At 66.5% G+C, this 17,074-nt stretch carries 16 protein-coding genes and 1 tRNA gene; 12 read left to right on the top strand and 5 right to left on the bottom strand.

Translation table 11 applies throughout. From position 1 onward, the window contains the following. Positions 1-28: 28 nt before the first annotated feature. Together ACWDPV_RS07010 and topA are read left to right on the top strand one after the other, a co-directional pair. A complete protein-coding gene (locus ACWDPV_RS07010; RefSeq protein ID WP_449742315.1) occupies positions 29-610 on the top strand; it encodes a hypothetical protein in 582 nt (193 codons plus the stop codon). Between the two features lie 314 nt (positions 611-924). Beyond that, positions 925-3,987, top strand: a complete 3,063-nt coding sequence (gene topA / locus ACWDPV_RS07005) for a type I DNA topoisomerase (protein ID WP_348805306.1) — start codon at positions 925-927, stop codon at positions 3,985-3,987. Between the two features lie 47 nt (positions 3,988-4,034). Here topA and ACWDPV_RS07000 read toward each other — a convergent pair whose 3' ends face one another. Next, entirely contained in the window at positions 4,035-5,492 is a 1,458-nt protein-coding gene (locus ACWDPV_RS07000; protein WP_449742449.1) for an adenylate/guanylate cyclase domain-containing protein, read from the bottom strand. Between the two features lie 173 nt (positions 5,493-5,665). Here ACWDPV_RS07000 and ACWDPV_RS06995 point away from each other — a divergent pair, with 173 nt between their 5' ends. From ACWDPV_RS06995 to ACWDPV_RS06955, 9 genes are all read left to right on the top strand, one after another. Continuing rightward, a complete protein-coding gene (locus ACWDPV_RS06995; protein ID WP_449742314.1) occupies positions 5,666-6,958 on the top strand; it encodes a DNA polymerase III subunit delta' in 1,293 nt (430 codons plus the stop codon). A gap of 96 nt (positions 6,959-7,054) precedes the next feature. After that, on the top strand, positions 7,055-7,912 hold the full coding sequence (locus ACWDPV_RS06990) for an ABC transporter ATP-binding protein (RefSeq protein ID WP_348805304.1): 858 nt from the start codon (positions 7,055-7,057) through the stop codon (positions 7,910-7,912). After that, positions 7,905-8,717 carry an ABC transporter permease gene (locus tag ACWDPV_RS06985; RefSeq protein ID WP_449742313.1) on the top strand — a complete coding sequence of 271 codons (813 nt, stop codon included), beginning with the start codon at positions 7,905-7,907 and terminating at the stop codon, positions 8,715-8,717. Before ACWDPV_RS06990 ends, ACWDPV_RS06985 begins: the two co-directional genes overlap by 8 nt. After that, the gene (locus ACWDPV_RS06980) at positions 8,714-9,517 is read left to right on the top strand and encodes an ABC transporter permease (protein ID WP_348805302.1); all 804 of its coding nucleotides are present in this window, start codon (positions 8,714-8,716) and stop codon (positions 9,515-9,517) included. The genes ACWDPV_RS06985 and ACWDPV_RS06980 overlap by 4 nt, the downstream gene beginning before the upstream one ends. 127 nt (positions 9,518-9,644) lie before the next feature. Next, positions 9,645-10,727: an ABC transporter substrate-binding protein gene (locus tag ACWDPV_RS06975; RefSeq protein ID WP_449742312.1), complete on the top strand. Its 1,083-nt coding sequence runs from the start codon at positions 9,645-9,647 to the stop codon at positions 10,725-10,727. A gap of 113 nt (positions 10,728-10,840) precedes the next feature. Beyond that, positions 10,841-11,062: a hypothetical protein gene (locus ACWDPV_RS06970; protein ID WP_449742311.1), complete on the top strand. Its 222-nt coding sequence runs from the start codon at positions 10,841-10,843 to the stop codon at positions 11,060-11,062. A 9-nt stretch (positions 11,063-11,071) separates the two neighbouring features. After that, a complete protein-coding gene (locus ACWDPV_RS06965; RefSeq protein WP_348808352.1) occupies positions 11,072-11,503 on the top strand; it encodes a nitroreductase family deazaflavin-dependent oxidoreductase in 432 nt (143 codons plus the stop codon). A 56-nt stretch (positions 11,504-11,559) separates the two neighbouring features. Then, on the top strand, positions 11,560-12,489 hold the full coding sequence (locus ACWDPV_RS06960; RefSeq protein ID WP_449742310.1) for a TauD/TfdA dioxygenase family protein: 930 nt from the start codon (positions 11,560-11,562) through the stop codon (positions 12,487-12,489). An 18-nt stretch (positions 12,490-12,507) separates the two neighbouring features. Then, the gene (locus tag ACWDPV_RS06955) at positions 12,508-12,750 is read left to right on the top strand and encodes a hypothetical protein (protein WP_348808350.1); all 243 of its coding nucleotides are present in this window, start codon (positions 12,508-12,510) and stop codon (positions 12,748-12,750) included. 577 nt (positions 12,751-13,327) lie between these two features. On the opposite strand, the gene ACWDPV_RS06950 is transcribed toward ACWDPV_RS06955, so the two are convergent. Both ACWDPV_RS06950 and ACWDPV_RS06945 read right to left on the bottom strand, forming a co-directional pair. After that, a complete protein-coding gene (locus ACWDPV_RS06950; protein WP_449742309.1) occupies positions 13,328-14,242 on the bottom strand; it encodes a DMT family transporter in 915 nt (304 codons plus the stop codon). A gap of 391 nt (positions 14,243-14,633) precedes the next feature. After that, a tRNA-Thr gene (locus ACWDPV_RS06945) sits at positions 14,634-14,709 on the bottom strand. A 167-nt stretch (positions 14,710-14,876) separates the two neighbouring features. Between ACWDPV_RS06945 and ACWDPV_RS06940 the strand changes: the two genes are divergently transcribed. Continuing rightward, positions 14,877-15,329 (top strand): 4a-hydroxytetrahydrobiopterin dehydratase, encoded by a 453-nt coding sequence (locus tag ACWDPV_RS06940; RefSeq protein ID WP_449742308.1) that lies wholly within the window; start codon positions 14,877-14,879, stop codon positions 15,327-15,329. Between the two features lie 161 nt (positions 15,330-15,490). Here the strand turns inward: ACWDPV_RS06940 and fabG are convergent, their stop codons facing one another. Then, entirely contained in the window at positions 15,491-16,249 is a 759-nt protein-coding gene (fabG, locus tag ACWDPV_RS06935) for a 3-oxoacyl-ACP reductase FabG (RefSeq protein ID WP_449742307.1), read from the bottom strand. Positions 16,250-16,294: 45 nt separating this feature from the next. Next, the gene (locus tag ACWDPV_RS06930; RefSeq protein WP_059036372.1) at positions 16,295-17,071 is read right to left on the bottom strand and encodes an enoyl-CoA hydratase-related protein; all 777 of its coding nucleotides are present in this window, start codon (positions 17,069-17,071) and stop codon (positions 16,295-16,297) included. Positions 17,072-17,074 lie beyond the last annotated feature (3 nt).

The following is a 17,074-nucleotide window of genomic DNA, read 5'->3' as shown; positions in this document are numbered from 1 at the left end:
TTCGTGTCCGGGCAGTAATGTCGGTGGTGTGGGCCAGTTGGCGTTCTTCTCAGCCGAGACCGATGAGCCGGTGGTGGCCGATCTCGCGGGTCTGCTCGCCGGTTGGGGCCAGACGGCGTCGACGCGGTCGGGTACCCGGGTGTCGGTGGTCGTCGGTGCGCACTGGCGTGCCGACGCGATCGTCGAGGAGATGCGCAGCACCGGACTCGACGCCGAATCGATCACTTCGGACGAGGGCTCGCCGATCGCGCGCACCTCGGTTTGCCACGACCTCGACGTGTTGCACCGCGCGTGGTCGACCGGGGCGGTCAAGACGATGCCGGTCGGCTGGGTTCCCTCACCCCGGGCGCTGCGGTTCTGGGCACTGGCCACCGGACACGGTGATCACGGTCAGTATCTGCTCGGACTGGACCCGCACTGCCCGGACTCCCACGCGGTACTGGCCACCGCGCTCATGCGGGTCGGTATCGCCCCGACACTGGTCGGGACCCGCATCAACACCCCGGCGTTGCGGGTGTCGGGGCCCCGCCGGCTGGCCCGACTGGCCGAATACGTCGGCCGCGGACCCGCGGGGGCATCGGCCGGCGACTGGCCCGGCGACCCGTACTGACTGCCCCGGTCAGGTCACGGATCGGTGACGGATCGCGCCGATGTCGGCCGCGTCGTCGTCGGTGTGACCGAACCGCCCAATGTAGTCTGACCAGCGGATTTTCGGCCCCAAGGCCGTTCATTCGGAATGTCCGACGTGCCCCTGCGGGAATTCGGATGTGCAATTGACGCTATTAATAAGGTACAAACCCCACTGACGGATACCAGAACGGTTTTCTTCTACAGTGCAGGTGACCGCCCCCATGGCGACACCCACCGACGACACCCGCCGGCGACACCCACCGAAGCGAACAGTTCGAAAGCGAAGGACCCGCGTTGGCCGAGACCAGCACCACGACCCCCACGAGCGGGAAGGCGATCCGACGACTCGTGATCGTCGAGTCGCCCACCAAGGCGCGCAAGATCGCCGGGTACCTCGGGTCGAACTACGTGGTCGAGTCCTCCCGCGGTCACATCCGCGACCTGCCCCGCGGCGCGGCCGACGTGCCCGCGAAGTACAAGGGTCAGCCGTGGGCGCGCCTGGGCGTCAACGTCGACGACAACTTCGAGCCGCTCTACGTCGTCTCGCCGGACAAGAAATCGACCGTCACCGAACTCAAGTCCCTGATGAAGGACGTCGACGAGCTCTACCTCGCCACCGACGGTGACCGCGAGGGGGAGGCGATCGCCTGGCATCTCCTCGAGACGCTCAAGCCGAAGATCCCGGTCAAGCGGATGGTCTTCCACGAGATCACCGAACCGGCGATCCGCGCCGCCGCCGAGAGCCCGCGCGACCTCGACATCGATCTCGTCGACGCGCAGGAGACCCGCCGCATCCTCGACCGCCTGTACGGCTACGAGGTGTCCCCGGTGCTGTGGAAGAAGGTCATGCCGAGGCTGTCGGCGGGCCGCGTGCAGTCGGTGGCCACCCGCATCATCGTCGAACGTGAACGTGAGCGGATGGCGTTCGTGTCGGCGGAGTACTGGGACATCGACGCCACCATGGACACCGGTGCCGACTCCGACTCGACCCCGCGCACCTTCACCGCGCGCCTGGTCTCCGTCGACGACGCCCGCGTGGCCACCGGTCGTGACTTCACCCCCAAGGGCGTGCTGAAGAAGACCGACGGTGTGGTTGTCCTCGACCAGCAGCGTGCGACCGCATTGGCCGCAGCCCTCGACAACGCGGCGATGCAGGTCACCTCCGTCGAGGAAAAGCCCTACACGCGTCGTCCGTATGCGCCGTTCATGACCTCGACGCTGCAGCAGGAGGCCGGCCGCAAGCTGCGCTTCTCCTCCGACCGCACGATGCGTATCGCGCAGCGGTTGTACGAGAACGGCTTCATCACCTACATGCGTACCGACTCGACCACGCTCAGCGAGTCGGCGATCAACGCGGCCCGCGCACAGGCACGAGATCTGTACGGCGACAACTTCGTTCATCCGACTCCGCGTCAGTACACGCGAAAGGTCAAGAACGCCCAGGAAGCCCACGAGGCGATCCGGCCGGCCGGTGAGAGTTTCCGGACCCCCGGACAGGTCGCCGGGCAGCTCGAGACCGACGAATTCCGTCTGTACGAACTGATCTGGCAGCGCACCGTGGCCAGCCAGATGGCCGACGCCAAGGGCACCACCCTGAGCCTGCGCATCAGCGGCACCGCGACCAGCGGTGAGGTCGCCACCTTCGCGGCGTCGGGCCGTACCATCACCTTCCCGGGCTTCCTGTCTGCTTACGTCGAAACCGTCGACGATCAGGCCGGCGGCCAGGCCGACGACGCCGAGAACCGGCTGCCGCAACTGCGAGAAGGTCAGGCGCTCACCGCAACCGAGCCCTCCGCCGACGGGCACACCACCAACCCGCCGGCCCGCTACACCGAGGCCTCGCTGGTCAAGGTGCTCGAGGAACTCGGCATCGGCCGGCCGTCGACGTACGCGTCGATCATCGGCACCATCCAGGACCGCGGTTACGTCCTCAAGAAGGGCAACGCGCTGGTTCCGTCCTGGGTCGCGTTCGCGGTGGTCGGACTGCTCGAGGCCTACTTCGAGAGTCTCGTCGACTACGACTTCACCGCCTCCCTCGAGGACGATCTGGACCAGATCGCCAGCGGTCAGGAGAACCGCACCCGCTGGCTCACCGAGTTCTACTTCGGTGACGATGCGGCTGGGGGACAACATGATTCAGAAATCGCGAACTCCGAGATCGCCAAGCACGGTGGGCTGAAGAAGCTCGTCGGGGTCAACCTCGAGGAGATCGACGCCCGCGAGGTCAACTCGATCCGGCTGTTCGACGACGAGCAGGGACGTCCGGTGTACGTCCGGGTGGGCCGCTTCGGGCCGTACCTCGAGCGCAATGTCGCCGCAAGCCCCGACGCCGAACCGGATCTGCAGCGCGCCAATCTGCCCGCCGACATGACCCCCGACGAACTGACCCTCGCGGTGGCCGAGAAGCTCTTCTCGACCCCGCAGGAGGGTCGCGTGCTCGGCGTCGATCCGGCCTCCGGCCACGAAATCGTGGTCAAGGAAGGACGTTTCGGCCCGTACGTCACCGAGATCCTGCCCAGCGACGACGACGGGGACGACGGTGACGGGGGATCGTCGGGCGCGCCGGCCACCATCCCGGCCGGCCCGACCCCTCGCGACGGTGGTGCCGCCGACGGCGACGTGGTCCCGCTCGACGAGACCCCGACCGGGGGTGGCGCCTCGACCACCACGGCCACCAAGACCGCCGCCAAGAAGACGGCTCGCAAGACCGCGAAGAAGGCCGCCGGCCCCAAGCCGCGGACCGGCTCGCTGTTCAAGACGATGGACGTCGCCACCGTCACGCTCGAGGATGCACTGAAGCTGCTGTCGCTGCCGCGGGTGGTCGGAACCGACCCGGAATCCGGTGACGAGATCACCGCGCAGAACGGCCGGTACGGGCCGTACCTGAAGAAGGGCACCGACTCGCGGTCACTGACCAGCGAGGATCAGCTCTTCACCGTCACCCTCGAGGACGCACTCAAGATCTACGCCGAGCCCAAGCGTCGCGGTCGGCAGGCCGCCGCGCCGCCGCTGCGTGATCTGGAGCGCAACGACGAGGTGTCCGGCAAGCCGATGGTGATCAAGGACGGCCGCTTCGGCCCGTACGTCACCGACGGCGAGACCAACGCGAGCCTGCGCAAGGGCGACGAGGTCGGCACCATCACCGTCGAACGTGCCATGGAGCTGCTCGCCGATCGTCGCGCCCGCGGTCCGGCCAAGAAGCGCACCACCAAGAAGGCCGCCGCGAAGAAGGCCCCGGCCAAGAAGACCGCCGCCAAGAAGACCGCTGCGAAAAAGACGGCGGCCAAGAAAACGACGGCGAAAAAGACGACGGCCAAGAAGACGGCCGCCCAGAAGACGCCCCCGGCCGACGGCTGACCGAGCCGGCTGCCCGGAACAGACCGGCCTTATCGCTGCACGTGCCGCTACTGCTGCGGCGTCTCCACGAGCGGTCGCGCCAGCAGCGTCTCGATACCGCGTCCGCGCAGTTCGACGCCCTCGCCGATCTCCCAGTGCTCGGCCTCGCCCTGGGAGGCGAGGAACACCGCACGCGCCGAACCGAGCACGCGGGCCGGTTCATCCTTGGCGAGTTCGGTGAGCCGGGCGGCCTCATTGACGGGGTCGCCGATCACCGTGTACTCCAGTCGCTGCTCCGACCCGATGTGGCCGGCGATCGCCTTGCCCGCCGACACCCCGATGCCGATGTCGGTGTCGCCGAGGGTCTCGTAGAGTTCGGCGCGCAGTTCCCGCGCCGACGCCAACGCTCGGCCGGCGAAGTCTTCGAGGTCGAGCGGGGCACCGAAGATGGCCAGCGCCGCATCACCCTGGAACTTGTTGACGAACCCGCCGTGGCGGCCGACGACGGCCACCACCACCCGGAAGAACTCGTTGAGCAGGTCGACCACCTCGCGAGGTGGCCGGTTGACGGCCAGCCGGGTCGAACCGACGATGTCGACGAACAGGACGCCGACGTAGCGTTCCTCGCCTCCGAGTTCGGTACCGGTCTCGATGGCGCGGCGGGCCACGTCCTCGCCGACGTATCGGCCGAACAGGTTGCGCAATTGCTGCCGTTCGCGCAGGTCGGCGACCATGTCGTTGAACCCGGCCTGCAGCAGCCCGAGGTCGGAGCCGTCGTAGATCTTCACCGCGGCGTTCAGGTCGCCCGCGGAAACCTTCGCCTGCGCGCGCCGCAACTGTTTGATCGGATCGTTGATCGCCGCGACCACCCGGAAGATCGCGAGCACACTGAATGCCAGCGAGGCCAGCGCCATCCACAGGATGGGTCGGAGCAGCCCGGTCGCATCGGTCTCGATGAAGTGCAGTCGCTGCATCGTGATCAGGCCGACGATGACGGCCGTCGGGGCGACGACGCTGATCACCCAGAAGACGGTGATGCGGGTGGTGACGCCGGGGGCGATCGCGTTGTCGGGATTGTTGGCCATCGCGGCGACGGTGATCGGGCGCAGCACCTTCTCGAACTGCAGGAAGCTCAGAACGCAGGTCACCAGGGCGCCGATGACACTGGCCATCGCGACGATGAACGCATCGCGCCGCGAGACGGTGAGGTTTACCACGGTGAACAGGACGCCGCCGATCAACCACATGCCGACGTTCACCGCCGACAGCAGCATCGGCAGCTGGAGGGCGCGGCGTCGTGCCCCTTCGTTGTCCAACCGGGTGCGTCGCCGATGCCAGATGAGCACCGGCAGCGACAACTGGATGCTCAGCAGGGCCCCGACGATCATCGCCACCACCAGGTACACCGCGAAGATCGCCTGGTTGACGGCGGTGATCTCGTCGAGCCGGAACGAGTCGCTGGCCGGCATGCCGAACCGCAGGAATGCGAAGGTGAACAGGGCGCCGACGAGGTTGGCGCGCAGCATGTCGAGGGCAAGGATCGGCCACGGGGTGTGGACCAGCCATTTCCCCGTGTGAATGGCCTTGGACAGCCATGACCGACGTTGCACCACGTCAACCACGGTAGCTGGCTGCTTGCAATTGTTAAACGCGATTGGCCGGGACAGTACTGTCCCAGCTGCGGTTTAGGCTGGCTGCTGTGACAAATGTCTTTGACCGCATGATCGGACAGTCGGCCGTGGTCGCCGACCTGACCGACGCAGCGCGCGCTGCCCGCGGGCTGGCGAACCGCCTCGACGAGGCGGCGATGGGGTCGGTGTCGATGTTCTCGGACGAGGCGGACGCGGGCGCCGACGCCGCCCTGGATGCGGGTGCGCGTGCGTCGATGACCCATGCCTGGTTGTTCACCGGGCCGCCCGGCAGCGGCCGGTCGGTGGCCGCGACGTGTTTCGCGGCCGCCCTGCAATGCCAGGACCCGGACGTCGTCGGCTGCGGCGAATGTCGTGCGTGTACGACGGTGATGGCCCAGACCCACGCCGACGTCCGCAACATCGTCCCGCAGGGATTGAGCCTGTCGGTGGACTCGATGCGCGAGATCGTTCAGGTGGCCTCTCGGCGCCCGGGCACCGGCCGTTGGCAGATCGTCATCGTCGAGGACGCCGACCGGCTCACCGAGCAGGCCGCCAACGCCCTGCTGAAGGTGGTCGAGGAGCCGCCGTCGCGGACGGTGTTCCTGCTGTGTGCGCCGTCGGTCGATCCCGAGGACATCTCGGTGACCCTGCGCTCGCGCTGCCGACACGTGCCGCTTGCGACGCCGTCGACCGCCGACATCGAACGGGTCCTCATCGACCGTGACGGCATCGACCCGCCGGCCGCGTCGTGGGCGGCCGCGGTGTGCGGCGGTCACATCGGCCGCGCGAAGCGGCTCGCCACCGACGCCGACGCGCGTGCGCAACGCGAATCGGCGTTGGGGATCGCCCGTGCGGCCACGCGAGATGCGACGGCCTACAAGGCCGCCGAGGACCTCGTCCGGTCGGCGGAGACGGCGGCCAAGGCGATCAGCGCCGAACTCGACGAGGCCGAGACCGAAGAACTCAAGACCGCATTGGGTGCCGGTGGCACCGGCAAGGGGACCGCCCGGGCCCCGCGCGGCAGCGCGGGTGCGCTCAAGGAGCTGGAGAAGCGGCAGAAGTCACGGGCCACCCGGGTGGGGCGCGACGTCCTCGACCGTGCGCTGGTCGACCTCGCGGCGCTCTACCGGGATGCGCTGGTGATCTCCATGGGCGCCGGGGTGACCGCGATGCACCCGGACAAGACCGACGACATCACCCGGCCGATGGCCGCCTATGCGAGCCCCGAACAGCTGCTGCGCTGCGTGGAGGCCGTGCTGGACTGCCGGGAAGCGTTGGAGGTCAACGTCAAACCGAAGTTCGCGGTGGACGCGATGGTCGCCCGGATCGGGCTCGCGATGCGCAGTCCGGTGCCGCGGTAGTCGGTGTCGCTCGGGCATCGCGATGTTCACCGCGAAGCGCCTCGGGTTACTCAACGGTAATAAAGGGGCAATACCGACCTTCTAGCGTGGCCTCGCATGGCCCCAGTTCCGGCGCGTCCACTCGGTACCGGTCTCGACATCACCGGTCTGACGAAGACATTCGCCACCCGCTCGATCCGCGGATCGAGTTCGGTCACCGCATTGTCTGAGATGTCCCTGCAGACCTCCGAGGGGGCGTTCCTGTCGCTGCTCGGACCGTCGGGGTGCGGCAAATCGACGGTGCTGCGCATCCTCGCCGGACTCGACGACGCCACCACCGGCACCGTCCTGATGAACGGTCAGTCGCCGTCGGAGCTGCAACGCAACCATCAGCTCGGGATCGCCTTCCAGGATTCCGCCCTGCTGCCGTGGCGATCGGTCGAATCCAACATCAAACTGCCGCTGCAGGTGGGCCGTATGCCCAAGGACGACGCGCTGGTGGCCGACCTGATCGAGCTCGTCGGTCTCACCGGATTCGAGAAGGCCAAACCGGCGATGCTGTCGGGCGGGATGCGTCAGCGTGTGTCCATCGCGCGCGCCCTGGTGGTGCGCCCGACCGCGCTTCTGCTCGACGAACCGTTCGGTGCGCTCGACGACATGACCCGTCAGCGTCTCAATATCGAACTGCTGCGGATCTGGACGGAGAAGCCGGCCACCACGCTGATGGTCACCCACGGTATCGCCGAGGCGGTCTTCCTGTCCGACGTCGTCGCGGTGATGAGTCCGCGGCCCGGTCGGGTGATCGAGATGGTGCCGATCGACCTGCCGCGCCCACGCACCCCCGAGATGATGCGCACCCCCGAATTCCATGCGCTGCACGACCATTTGTCCGGTCTGTTGTTTGGGGCCAAGCCCGCCGGCGGTGACACCGGTGCCGGCGAGACCGCCATAACCGCAGGGGCCGCGCATGAGTAGCGCGGTCGTCGGGCAGGCCGCGACCGGCCGCTGGGGTCGGCTGGCACCCGACCGGTGGGCCGCCGGTGCCATCGGGATCGTCGGACTCATCGGCCTCTGGTGGCTCGCCGGTGCCCTCGAATGGTTCAACGGCACCATCCCGACGCCCTGGGCGGTCCTGGCCGCCATCGGGGATCGGGGACTGCAGTTCTACGTCGACAACTTCTCGGCCACCATCTCGCTGGCCTTCCGCGGATTCCTGTGGGGCAACGGGCTGGCCATCGCATTGGCGTTGTTGGTGATCATCATCCCGCCCGTCGAGGGGCTCGCGACACAGCTGGCCATCATCTCCTACTGCACGCCGATCATCGCGGTCGCGCCGATCATCCAGGTGGCCTTCGCCGAGGTGCAGACGATGATCGTGTTCCTCGCCGCGATCTCGGTGTTCTTCACCACCATGATCGGCACGCTGTCCGGCCTGCGGTCACCGCACCGGGGCAGCCTCGACCTCGTACGGGTGTACGGGGGCGGACGATTCGCCCAGCTATGGTTCGTGCGGTCCGTGGCCGCCCTTCCCAATACGCTTGCCGCGCTCAAGATCTCGGCACCCGCGGCGGTGCTGGGTGCGGTTCTCGGCGAGTTCCTGGCGATGCCCGAGCAGGGTGCCGGGCCCGCGATGATCATCGCCCAGCAGGCCGGTGACATCCCACAGGTGTGGGCGATCGCGCTGCTGTGCGGCGTGGTCGCAGGCATCGGGTACGCGATCATCGCGGTGATCGCGCGATTCGTCACCCGGTGGTCCACCGGGACGGCGGTGACGCGATGAGTGTCGGCGCATCGAGTCTGTGGACGATCGCGAAGTTCCTCGGATCGCTGGTCCTGTCGTTCGTGCTGATCCTGGTGATCTGGTGGCTATTCCTGCTCGCCTTCCCCGACATCGGGCCGATCATCGGCCGCACCCCGAGTGACGTTCTCGCCTACCTGTTCACTGATCCCGACGCCGGGCAGAACCGCCAACAGATCACCGATAACCTCTGGATCACGTTGCAGGACTCCGCAATCGGATTCGTCACCGGAATGATCGCGGCGCTGGTGGTGGCCGCGGTGTTCGTGGTGTCGCGGCCCGCGGCGCAGACCTTCATGCCGATCGCGATGCTGCTGCGGTCGGTGCCCCTCGTCGCGATGACCCCACTGATCACCATGATCGTCGGACGCGGTGTGGCGGTGGTGGCGGTGATGGGCGGAATCGTGGTGTTCTTCCCCGCCCTGGTGATGATCATGACCGGATTGGCCGCCGCTCCCAAACACCTCGACGACGTGGTGGCCGTCTACGGCGGAGGTCGCTGGACCGCGTTGCGCGTCTCGGCGATCCCGTCGGCGGTGCCGTCGCTGTTCAGCGCTGCCAAGGTGTCGGTGCCCGGTGCCATCATCGGTGCCACCGTCGCCGAGTGGCTGGCCACCAATAAGGGGCTGGGAGCAACTCTGCAGCAAGCACTTCCGGCCGCGGCTTACGACGAACTGTGGGCCTCGGTGCTGGTGATCACGGTGTCGTCGATCGTCATCTACGCCATCGTCGGCGTGATCGAGACCGTCGTGCTGAGCCAGATGGGAATGACGCCGGCCTGAGATGACCACGACGGTGGGCGATACGAAAAACCATGCAGGGCAACGGCGCTCTCGCTGACACCGGAGAACAGACAACCGGAGAATACTCGGCGGATCACCGACGTCCGCCGGGAGGGGAGAAGGAACAATGACACAACACCACACGCCCGCCCGGGGTTTCGATCGCCGATCGTTCCTGCGCTACTCCCTGATGGCGGGCGGTGCGGCCGGGGCACTGGGTGTCACAGGGGCCCTCTCGGCCTGCAGCAGCGGCAGTTCCGACACCGGGGGCGCCTCGTCGACCAACCCCAAGGTGCAACTCTCCTGGCAGAAGAACATCGAATTCGCCGGTGAATACTGGGCTTTGGAGAAGGGGTACTTCGAACAGGCAGGACTCGGCACCCCCGAACTGCTCACCGGCGGCGGCGCCGGAACCGGCGTGGAGACCGGCCTGACGTCGAACAAGGTGTGGATCGGGATGACCGCCCCGCAGCTCACCGCGCCGGTCATCCTGCAGGGCGCCGCCCTCAAGACCGTCGCGGCGACCTTCCAGAAGAACCCCTTCTGCATCGTCTCCTCGGCCGGCGCGCCGATCACCACGCCACAGCAGATGGCCGGCAAGAAGATCGGTGTGCAGGCATCCAACGAGAACGTCTTCAAGGCGCTGCTCACCGCCAACGGGATGACCGAGGCCGACGTCCAGAAGATCACCGTCCAGTACGACCCGACGCCGCTGACCAAGGGTGAGGTCGACGGATGGGTCGCCTACGTCACCAACGAGCCGATCACGTTGGCGGAGTCCGGTTTTGCCAATACCAACTTCCTGTTCGCCGATTTCAACCTGCCGCTGGTGGCCGAGACGCTGGTGGTCCGGCAGGAAACCATCGACAACGAACGCGACAAGGTGAAGGCCTTCCTCAAGGCCGACATCGCGGGCTGGTACGACGCCGTCGCCGACCCGGCCGGATCGGCGAAACTCGCCGTCACCAAGTACGGCAAGGACCTCGGACTCGACGAGGCCGAGCAGACCAAGGAGGCCACCGCACAGAACGGTCTCGTCGTCTCCGCCGACACCAAGGCAAACGGCCTGCTGACCATGACCGACGCGCTCATCGACCAGAACATCGAGGCGCTGGCCAAGGCGGGCTACACCCTCACCGCCGACCAGATCTTCGACATGTCGCTGATCAAGGAGGTCTACGCGGAGAACCCCGACCTCAAGCGGGCCTGACCGGCGGCGGCCGCGCCCACGGGCATCTCCCGGGGCCGCGGCCGCCGGCTCTTGTACCCTGGACGGCGAGTATCGGCCGGAGAAACCGGTGCCGCGGTCGGCGAGGAGTGAGCATGTCGGACTTCATCAACAAGATCAAAGAGGACGCCAAGGCGCTCGGCGCGGCGATCGACAACGAACTCACCGTGCTCGAAGGCGTCCCCGGCTACGACCCGCTCGCCGACGAGACGTCGGACGACAGCGCAGCGTCCGTCTCTGATGCCCCATCTTCTGGTGACGCTCCCTCCGACGATCCGGCCTCCGATGACACCGAGGGCGGCGGCTCGTCCGCGTAGGGCCCTGTCGTGGCCAGTCTCTTCGTGCGTGCGTTGCACGCGCACCAGTGGATCTACGAGCACTCCGGTGGCCTGATCGGGCATCGGCTGTTGTTCGGTAATCCGACGCTGCTCCTGCACATGACCGGACGCAAGACCGGTCAACCCCGCACCACCGCCCTCACCTACGCCCGGGACGGGCAGGCCTACCTCGTCGTCGCGTCCAACGGCGGATCACCCCGTCCGCCGGCGTGGCTGGCAAACCTCAAGGCCATCCCCGAGGTGGAGATCCAGGTCGGGCGCAAGCACATTCCGGTCACCGCTCGCGCCACCTATCCCGACGACCCCGACTACGCCCTGCGCTGGGAGATCGCCGACAAGGTGAACAGTGGCCGGTACGCGCAGTATCAGGCCAAGACAAGCCGGCCGATCGCGATCGTCGAGTTGATGCCGCGCGGGTGAGGCGGCCCGACGCCACGATCCCGCGGCGCGTGCCGTTGGAATCAACCTGAGTCGGAATGCTGCATGCTTCCGATATCACGGTGACCAAGCTGGGGGAGCACATCGGTGCTCGCGTGGAGGGCGTGCGACTTGGCGGCGACGTCACCGACGAGCAGTCCGAGGCGATCCGGACCGCGTTGGCCGTCAACAAGGTGATCGTATTCTCCGGTCAGGAGCATCTCGACGACGACAGCCAGTACGCCTTCGCGCGCCGACTCGGCGAACCCACCGCACCGCATCCGACGGTGACGTCGCGAGGCGAACAACTGCTCACCATCGAAGGCGCGGCCAACAGTTGGCATTCCGACGTGACCTTCGTCGACCGCATCCCCAAGGCGTCGTTGCTGCGTCCGATAGTGCTGCCGAGCTACGGTGGTGCGACCACCTGGGCGTCCATCGTCGCGGCGTACGAGCAGCTACCGAAACCATTGCGTTCCTTGGTCGATGACTTGTGGGCCACGCATTCCAACCTGTACGACTACGCCGGACAGAAGGAGGCGTCCGGCGGAATTGATGTGGTCCAGAAGGAAGCGCACTACACCGAATTCACCAGCACCGAGTTCTACACGCTGCATCCGGTGGTGCGAGTACACCCGGAGACCGGGGAGCGCAGTCTGTTGCTCGGCCATTTCGCCACGGAGTTCCGCGGCCTCAAAGCATCCGAGTTCGCAAGCCTGCACGCGCTTCTCCAGGCGCGGATCACCAAGCTGGAGAACACCTTCCGATGGAACTGGAGCTACGGTGACCTGGTCATCTGGGACAACCGTGCCACCCAGCACTATGGCATCGCCGACTTCGGCAATCAGAAGCGCGAACTCCACCGCATCACGCTGGCAGGCGACGTCCCCGTCGACATTCACGGACAGGCGAGTCGGATACTCCTCGGCGACGCCTCCCATTATTCATCGGTGGAGCAACCCCAACGGCTGTCGGCGTTTGCGGGGTGAGGCCTGGTGAGGTGGTCGGTGTGCGAGTGGCAGCAGTTTCGGCGGGTTCCGCCCCGGCTCAGGGCCAAGGGGGGCGTCATCCCGCCGGGCGCAGAGGGCGACGGGAACCCGCAGGTCGATCCGCAGCCGCAACTCGAGACCGAACCCGAGGGTGGCTCCGGAGAACTCGCACCGGACGTCGAGGTGCCCGCGAGTGAAGCCCCGGCCGGCGAGGACCCGTCCGACACGGGCCCGAGCCCCGCGCTCGTGCCCGCGGCCTGAGCGCGCCTCGCGAACCACATCGGAATGCCCGGTGCGTCGTCACGTCACCGGGCATTCTGCGTGTCCTCTACGGGGCCGACACGCCTGACTACGCGGCCTCCCGGTCTTCCATTCTCGTCGGGTGAGCACGTTCGGGGGAATAAGCCCCCACTGATTCTATTCGTCATCACGACGATCTTGGTAGCGACGTGGGGCGACCAGAGTTTCCGGGATGCCGTGGTGAGTGGATTGATCTTCGCGCCGGTCGCGTTCGTGGTCTACACCATGTGGGACATCCTGGTGCGCGAGTTTCGACGCGATGGATCGAGGAGCGTCCCCGGCGGGGCGTCGAGGCGTAATCTCTTCGGTCAACATCGCTGTGTAACAGCGTTTTCCGGCGTGTGCCAATCGGCCGATCGGCAACTGTCGGTGCCCCGGTTCCGTCGGGTCAGGGAAAACCGATTGGCGTTCACGCTCGGCAACCTGATACTCTCGTCACCACGTTCACGCGATGCTGTAACTCGCTTGTTGAACCAGAGGCCGGGGTGGATTACAGAAATCCCCCGGTCTTGTCCAAAATTCCTCGGCGCATCCCGGATCAGTCGGTCTGGGGTGCGCCCAGTGTGCCGTTCGACGTCACGGTTCCGGAATTGGTTGCGGCAGAGGCGTTGTCGGGTGCCGACAGTCGGCCCAGCATGATCGTCGATGCCAACATGAGGGCGAGTGCGACGATCACGACGATGTCTCCGGCGTGCCCGACCCGCAGGCTTTCCTGGTAGATGGTGAGGCCCAATGCCATCGCGGCAACCGGTTTGAGCACGGTCACCGCGGGCAGGCTCGTCTGTACGTCGCCGGCCTGGTAACTGGACTGCTGCCACAGCGTTCCGAGGGTGGCCGTCACCGCCATCGCCCAGAACTCCCAACTCGCCAATCCGGTCAGGAAGCCATGGCCGAACTCGGCGATGGTGGTCTTGGTCAGTGGGGCCGAAACCCCCAGCAGGACACCGGCTGCGATCGCCAGTGCCAATGACCGCCAGGTGCCGTGTGGCAGCCGCGAGCCGACTCCGACACACACCGCGACCAGCGGCACGATGATGATGATCGGAATGATCCATGCACTGAACGCGGGATCCTCGATGCCGTGCATCGGTTGCCCCAGCACCATGAATACCACCAGTGAGGCGAAGAGTATTGCCGCCCAAATCCATTCCCGGGCGATTAGCCTGCGGTGCTCGGTGATCGCGGCCAGTGGTAGCGCAAACAACAAGGTGCTCACCAACAATGGCTGCACGAGCATGAGACTGCCGACCGCCAACGCCCATGCCTGCACCACGAATCCGAGGATGTCGGCGCCGATACCGAGTAGCCAGGTCTTGCGGCGGGCGAGAGTCACCAGGAATCCTGCGCCGGTCGCGCCCTCGTCCGGCAATCCCTGGGTGCCCTTCGCCTGGAGTACCGACGCAAGCGCGAACAGCATGGCGGCAACCAGTGCCAGGATCATCGGCAGGATCACGTCTACTCCACAATGTCGGGTCGTTCGGCGGTCATCGACATCGCTAGAGGTTACCCGGGGCGGCCGTTCACATGTCCGCTACGTCCGAATGGTCGAGACATGGCTACCTCACGAATGTCTCCGGTTGCGGCCTGGTAGGTGCTGGTCTTCGCAGTTGCTCAGGCAGTCGCCGTCTTCCTGCCTCTGCTCGTCATGCTCCAAACTGTCGAGTGCGGCGCAGTGGTCGGTCGAAGCACCAGCGTTCATAGACCGGTGAACTCGACTGTGGCAAGCCGTGACTCTGGGTCGCAGGAAGGCGTCGAGCACCGTGTCGCGTCCGTGCGGGGGAACCTGCGTGCCGGAACCAGCCATGTGGTCACGCCCGAAGACTGCTGTGAACTGTGTGTTCTCGTGGAGCCGCCCAGGGGAATCGAACCCCTGACCTATTCATTACGAGTGAATTGCTCTACCGACTGAGCTAGGGCGGCGTGCTGCGCGAGGCAGCGCCCACGAGTGTAGCGAGTGGGCTTCGGGGAGCCAAAACCGGCCGGGCCTCGGTCGGCGATGCAAGGTCGTATCGTCGGATCGTGACCGCTCCACGTAGCCGGTAACCGCTGCCGAAGCCACTGAGCAGCTCGGCGACCCCTGGCGCGTGATGGCCGACGCCGCTCATGCGTCATTCCGCACCGGGAACATGGTCACCGTTGGCACCTTTGTCGTCCGCATCATCGATGCCTCCGAGCGGGCCGATCACCATCCCGACATCGACCTGCGATACGGCTCAGTGCACATTCGTCTGAGCACGCACAGCAATCGCCGCATCACCAGGGTCGACGTCGCCCCGGCCACTACGATCGCGGCGATCGCCGCCGAGCTCACGCTTGCAGGCACCCCTGCCCGTTCGGGCGCGTCGACATCGACCTCGCCGCACTCGACATCGCCGCTCGCACCCTTCTGGCGGGCGGCGCCGGCCTACGTGACGGGCCCGAACACCACGGCCGACCTCGAGGACCCCGACGGCATCCTGCCGACGGTGTGGGTTTCAACAGATGGACACCGAGCGACCGCAACGCAGCCGCACCCACGTCGGCCCATGGGTTTCCCATGATGCGGTCGCCGAGCGGATGGCTGCGGTGATCGCGGCCGGTTGGCACCTCGTGAGCGACGAGTTTGCGCCCGAATGCGTGGGTGCTGGCCGACGTTGAGGGTAACGAGATACGCCTATGAATCTGGCAAGACCGGATCGCCCTCGAAACCGATGTGTTCAGGTCAGACCGTGGGCCCGCCGGTGGCGTAGATGACCTGGCCGGTGACATAGGCCGAATCCGGCCCGGCCAAGAAGGAGGCGACTCCAGCAATATCCTCGGGCTGGCCGACCCGACCGAGCGGGATCTGCTTGGACGCCGTGGCCACGAGATCATCGAACTCCATCCGCATGCGTGCGGCAGTCGCTCGGGTCATCGCCGTGTCGACAAAGCCGGGAGCGATGGCATTCGCGGTGATCCCGAATCGACCCAACTCGACGGCCAGCGTCCTGGTGAACCCTTGGATACCGGCCTTGGCTGCGCTGTAGTTGCTCTGCCCACGGTTGCCCAACGCGGCGACCGAGGAGATGTTGACGATGCGGCCGGCGCCGGCGGCCGCCATGAACGGCTGAACCGCCTGAGTCGTGATGAAGGCCGCGCGCAGGTGCACGTTCATCACGTCATCCCAATCCTGCAGTGTCATCTTGTGAAAGAGGTTATCGCGGATGTATCCGGCATCGTTGACCAGGACGGTGGGGTCCCCAAGGGTCTGCTTCGTCGATTCCACTGCTGCGGCAACGGCATCGGGATCGCGGACGTCGGTCACCACGTGGTGCACCGTGCCCTTATTCGACAGCCTTTTGGCGGTTGGCTCGAGTTCGGAGGCATCGTTGTCGAGCAATGCCACAGCCATGCCGTCGGCGAGTAGGCGGGCGGCTACTGCTGCTCCGATGCCGCGGGCGGCTCCGGTGACCATGGCCACCTGAGAAGTGTTTTCAGACATGGATTCTCCTGATCATTGAGTGGTGGAGGTGTAGTTGCGGGCTCGTCAGCGGCCGACGAACCGGGGTTGACGCTTCTCCAAGAATGCGTGGCCGGCCTCGGTGGCATCGGCGCTGAGGCCGGTCGCCACATGTCGACGGCATTCTGTGCGAAGGCATTCGGTGAAGGAGAGTTCTGTGGCGTCATTGAGGTTGGCTTTGATCGCGGCGAGGGCAAGAGGCGGGCCGGCGGCCAATCGCTGGGCCATGGCGTCGAGGTGCGACTCGAACTCTGCGGCGACGACGCTCTGCGATGCCAGGCCGATCTCGACGGCCCGAGCGGCGGTGATTCTCTCGTTGAGCAACAAGACTTCATGGGCGCGGGCCGACCCGATGAGTCGGGTCAACGACCATGACAACCCGAAGTCACCGCTCATGGCCGCGGTGAGAAATGCGGCGCGAAAGACCGCCGATTCGGAGATCACCCGGAGATCGCACGCGGCGGCGAGTGCAAAGCCCGCACCTGCGGCCGCGCCGTCGACCGCAGCGATACTCACCATGTGACCTGCGCGCAGGATCTCTGCCGCCCGGACGTGCGCGCGCAGACGGCTTTCGGCCACCGCAGGGGTGAGCCCGGTGTGATCAACGGTGAGATCACCACCCGCGCAGAAGGCGCGGCCTGCCCCGCGGATGACGACGACCCGGGTTGACTCGTCGCCGTCCAGCGACTCAAGGGTTTCCACGAGCTGGTCGAGGAGGGCGTCGTTCATCGCGTTCATCGCCTCGGGACGGTTGAGGGTCACCGTGGCGATTGCGCCGCTCCTGGCGAGCGTCACTTCGTTCATTAC

The sequence above is a fragment of the Gordonia sp. NPDC003504 genome, from assembly GCF_053587995.1.
The sequence above is the reverse complement of the archived record's forward strand: the minus strand, read 5'-3'. Positions and strand labels throughout refer to the sequence as shown.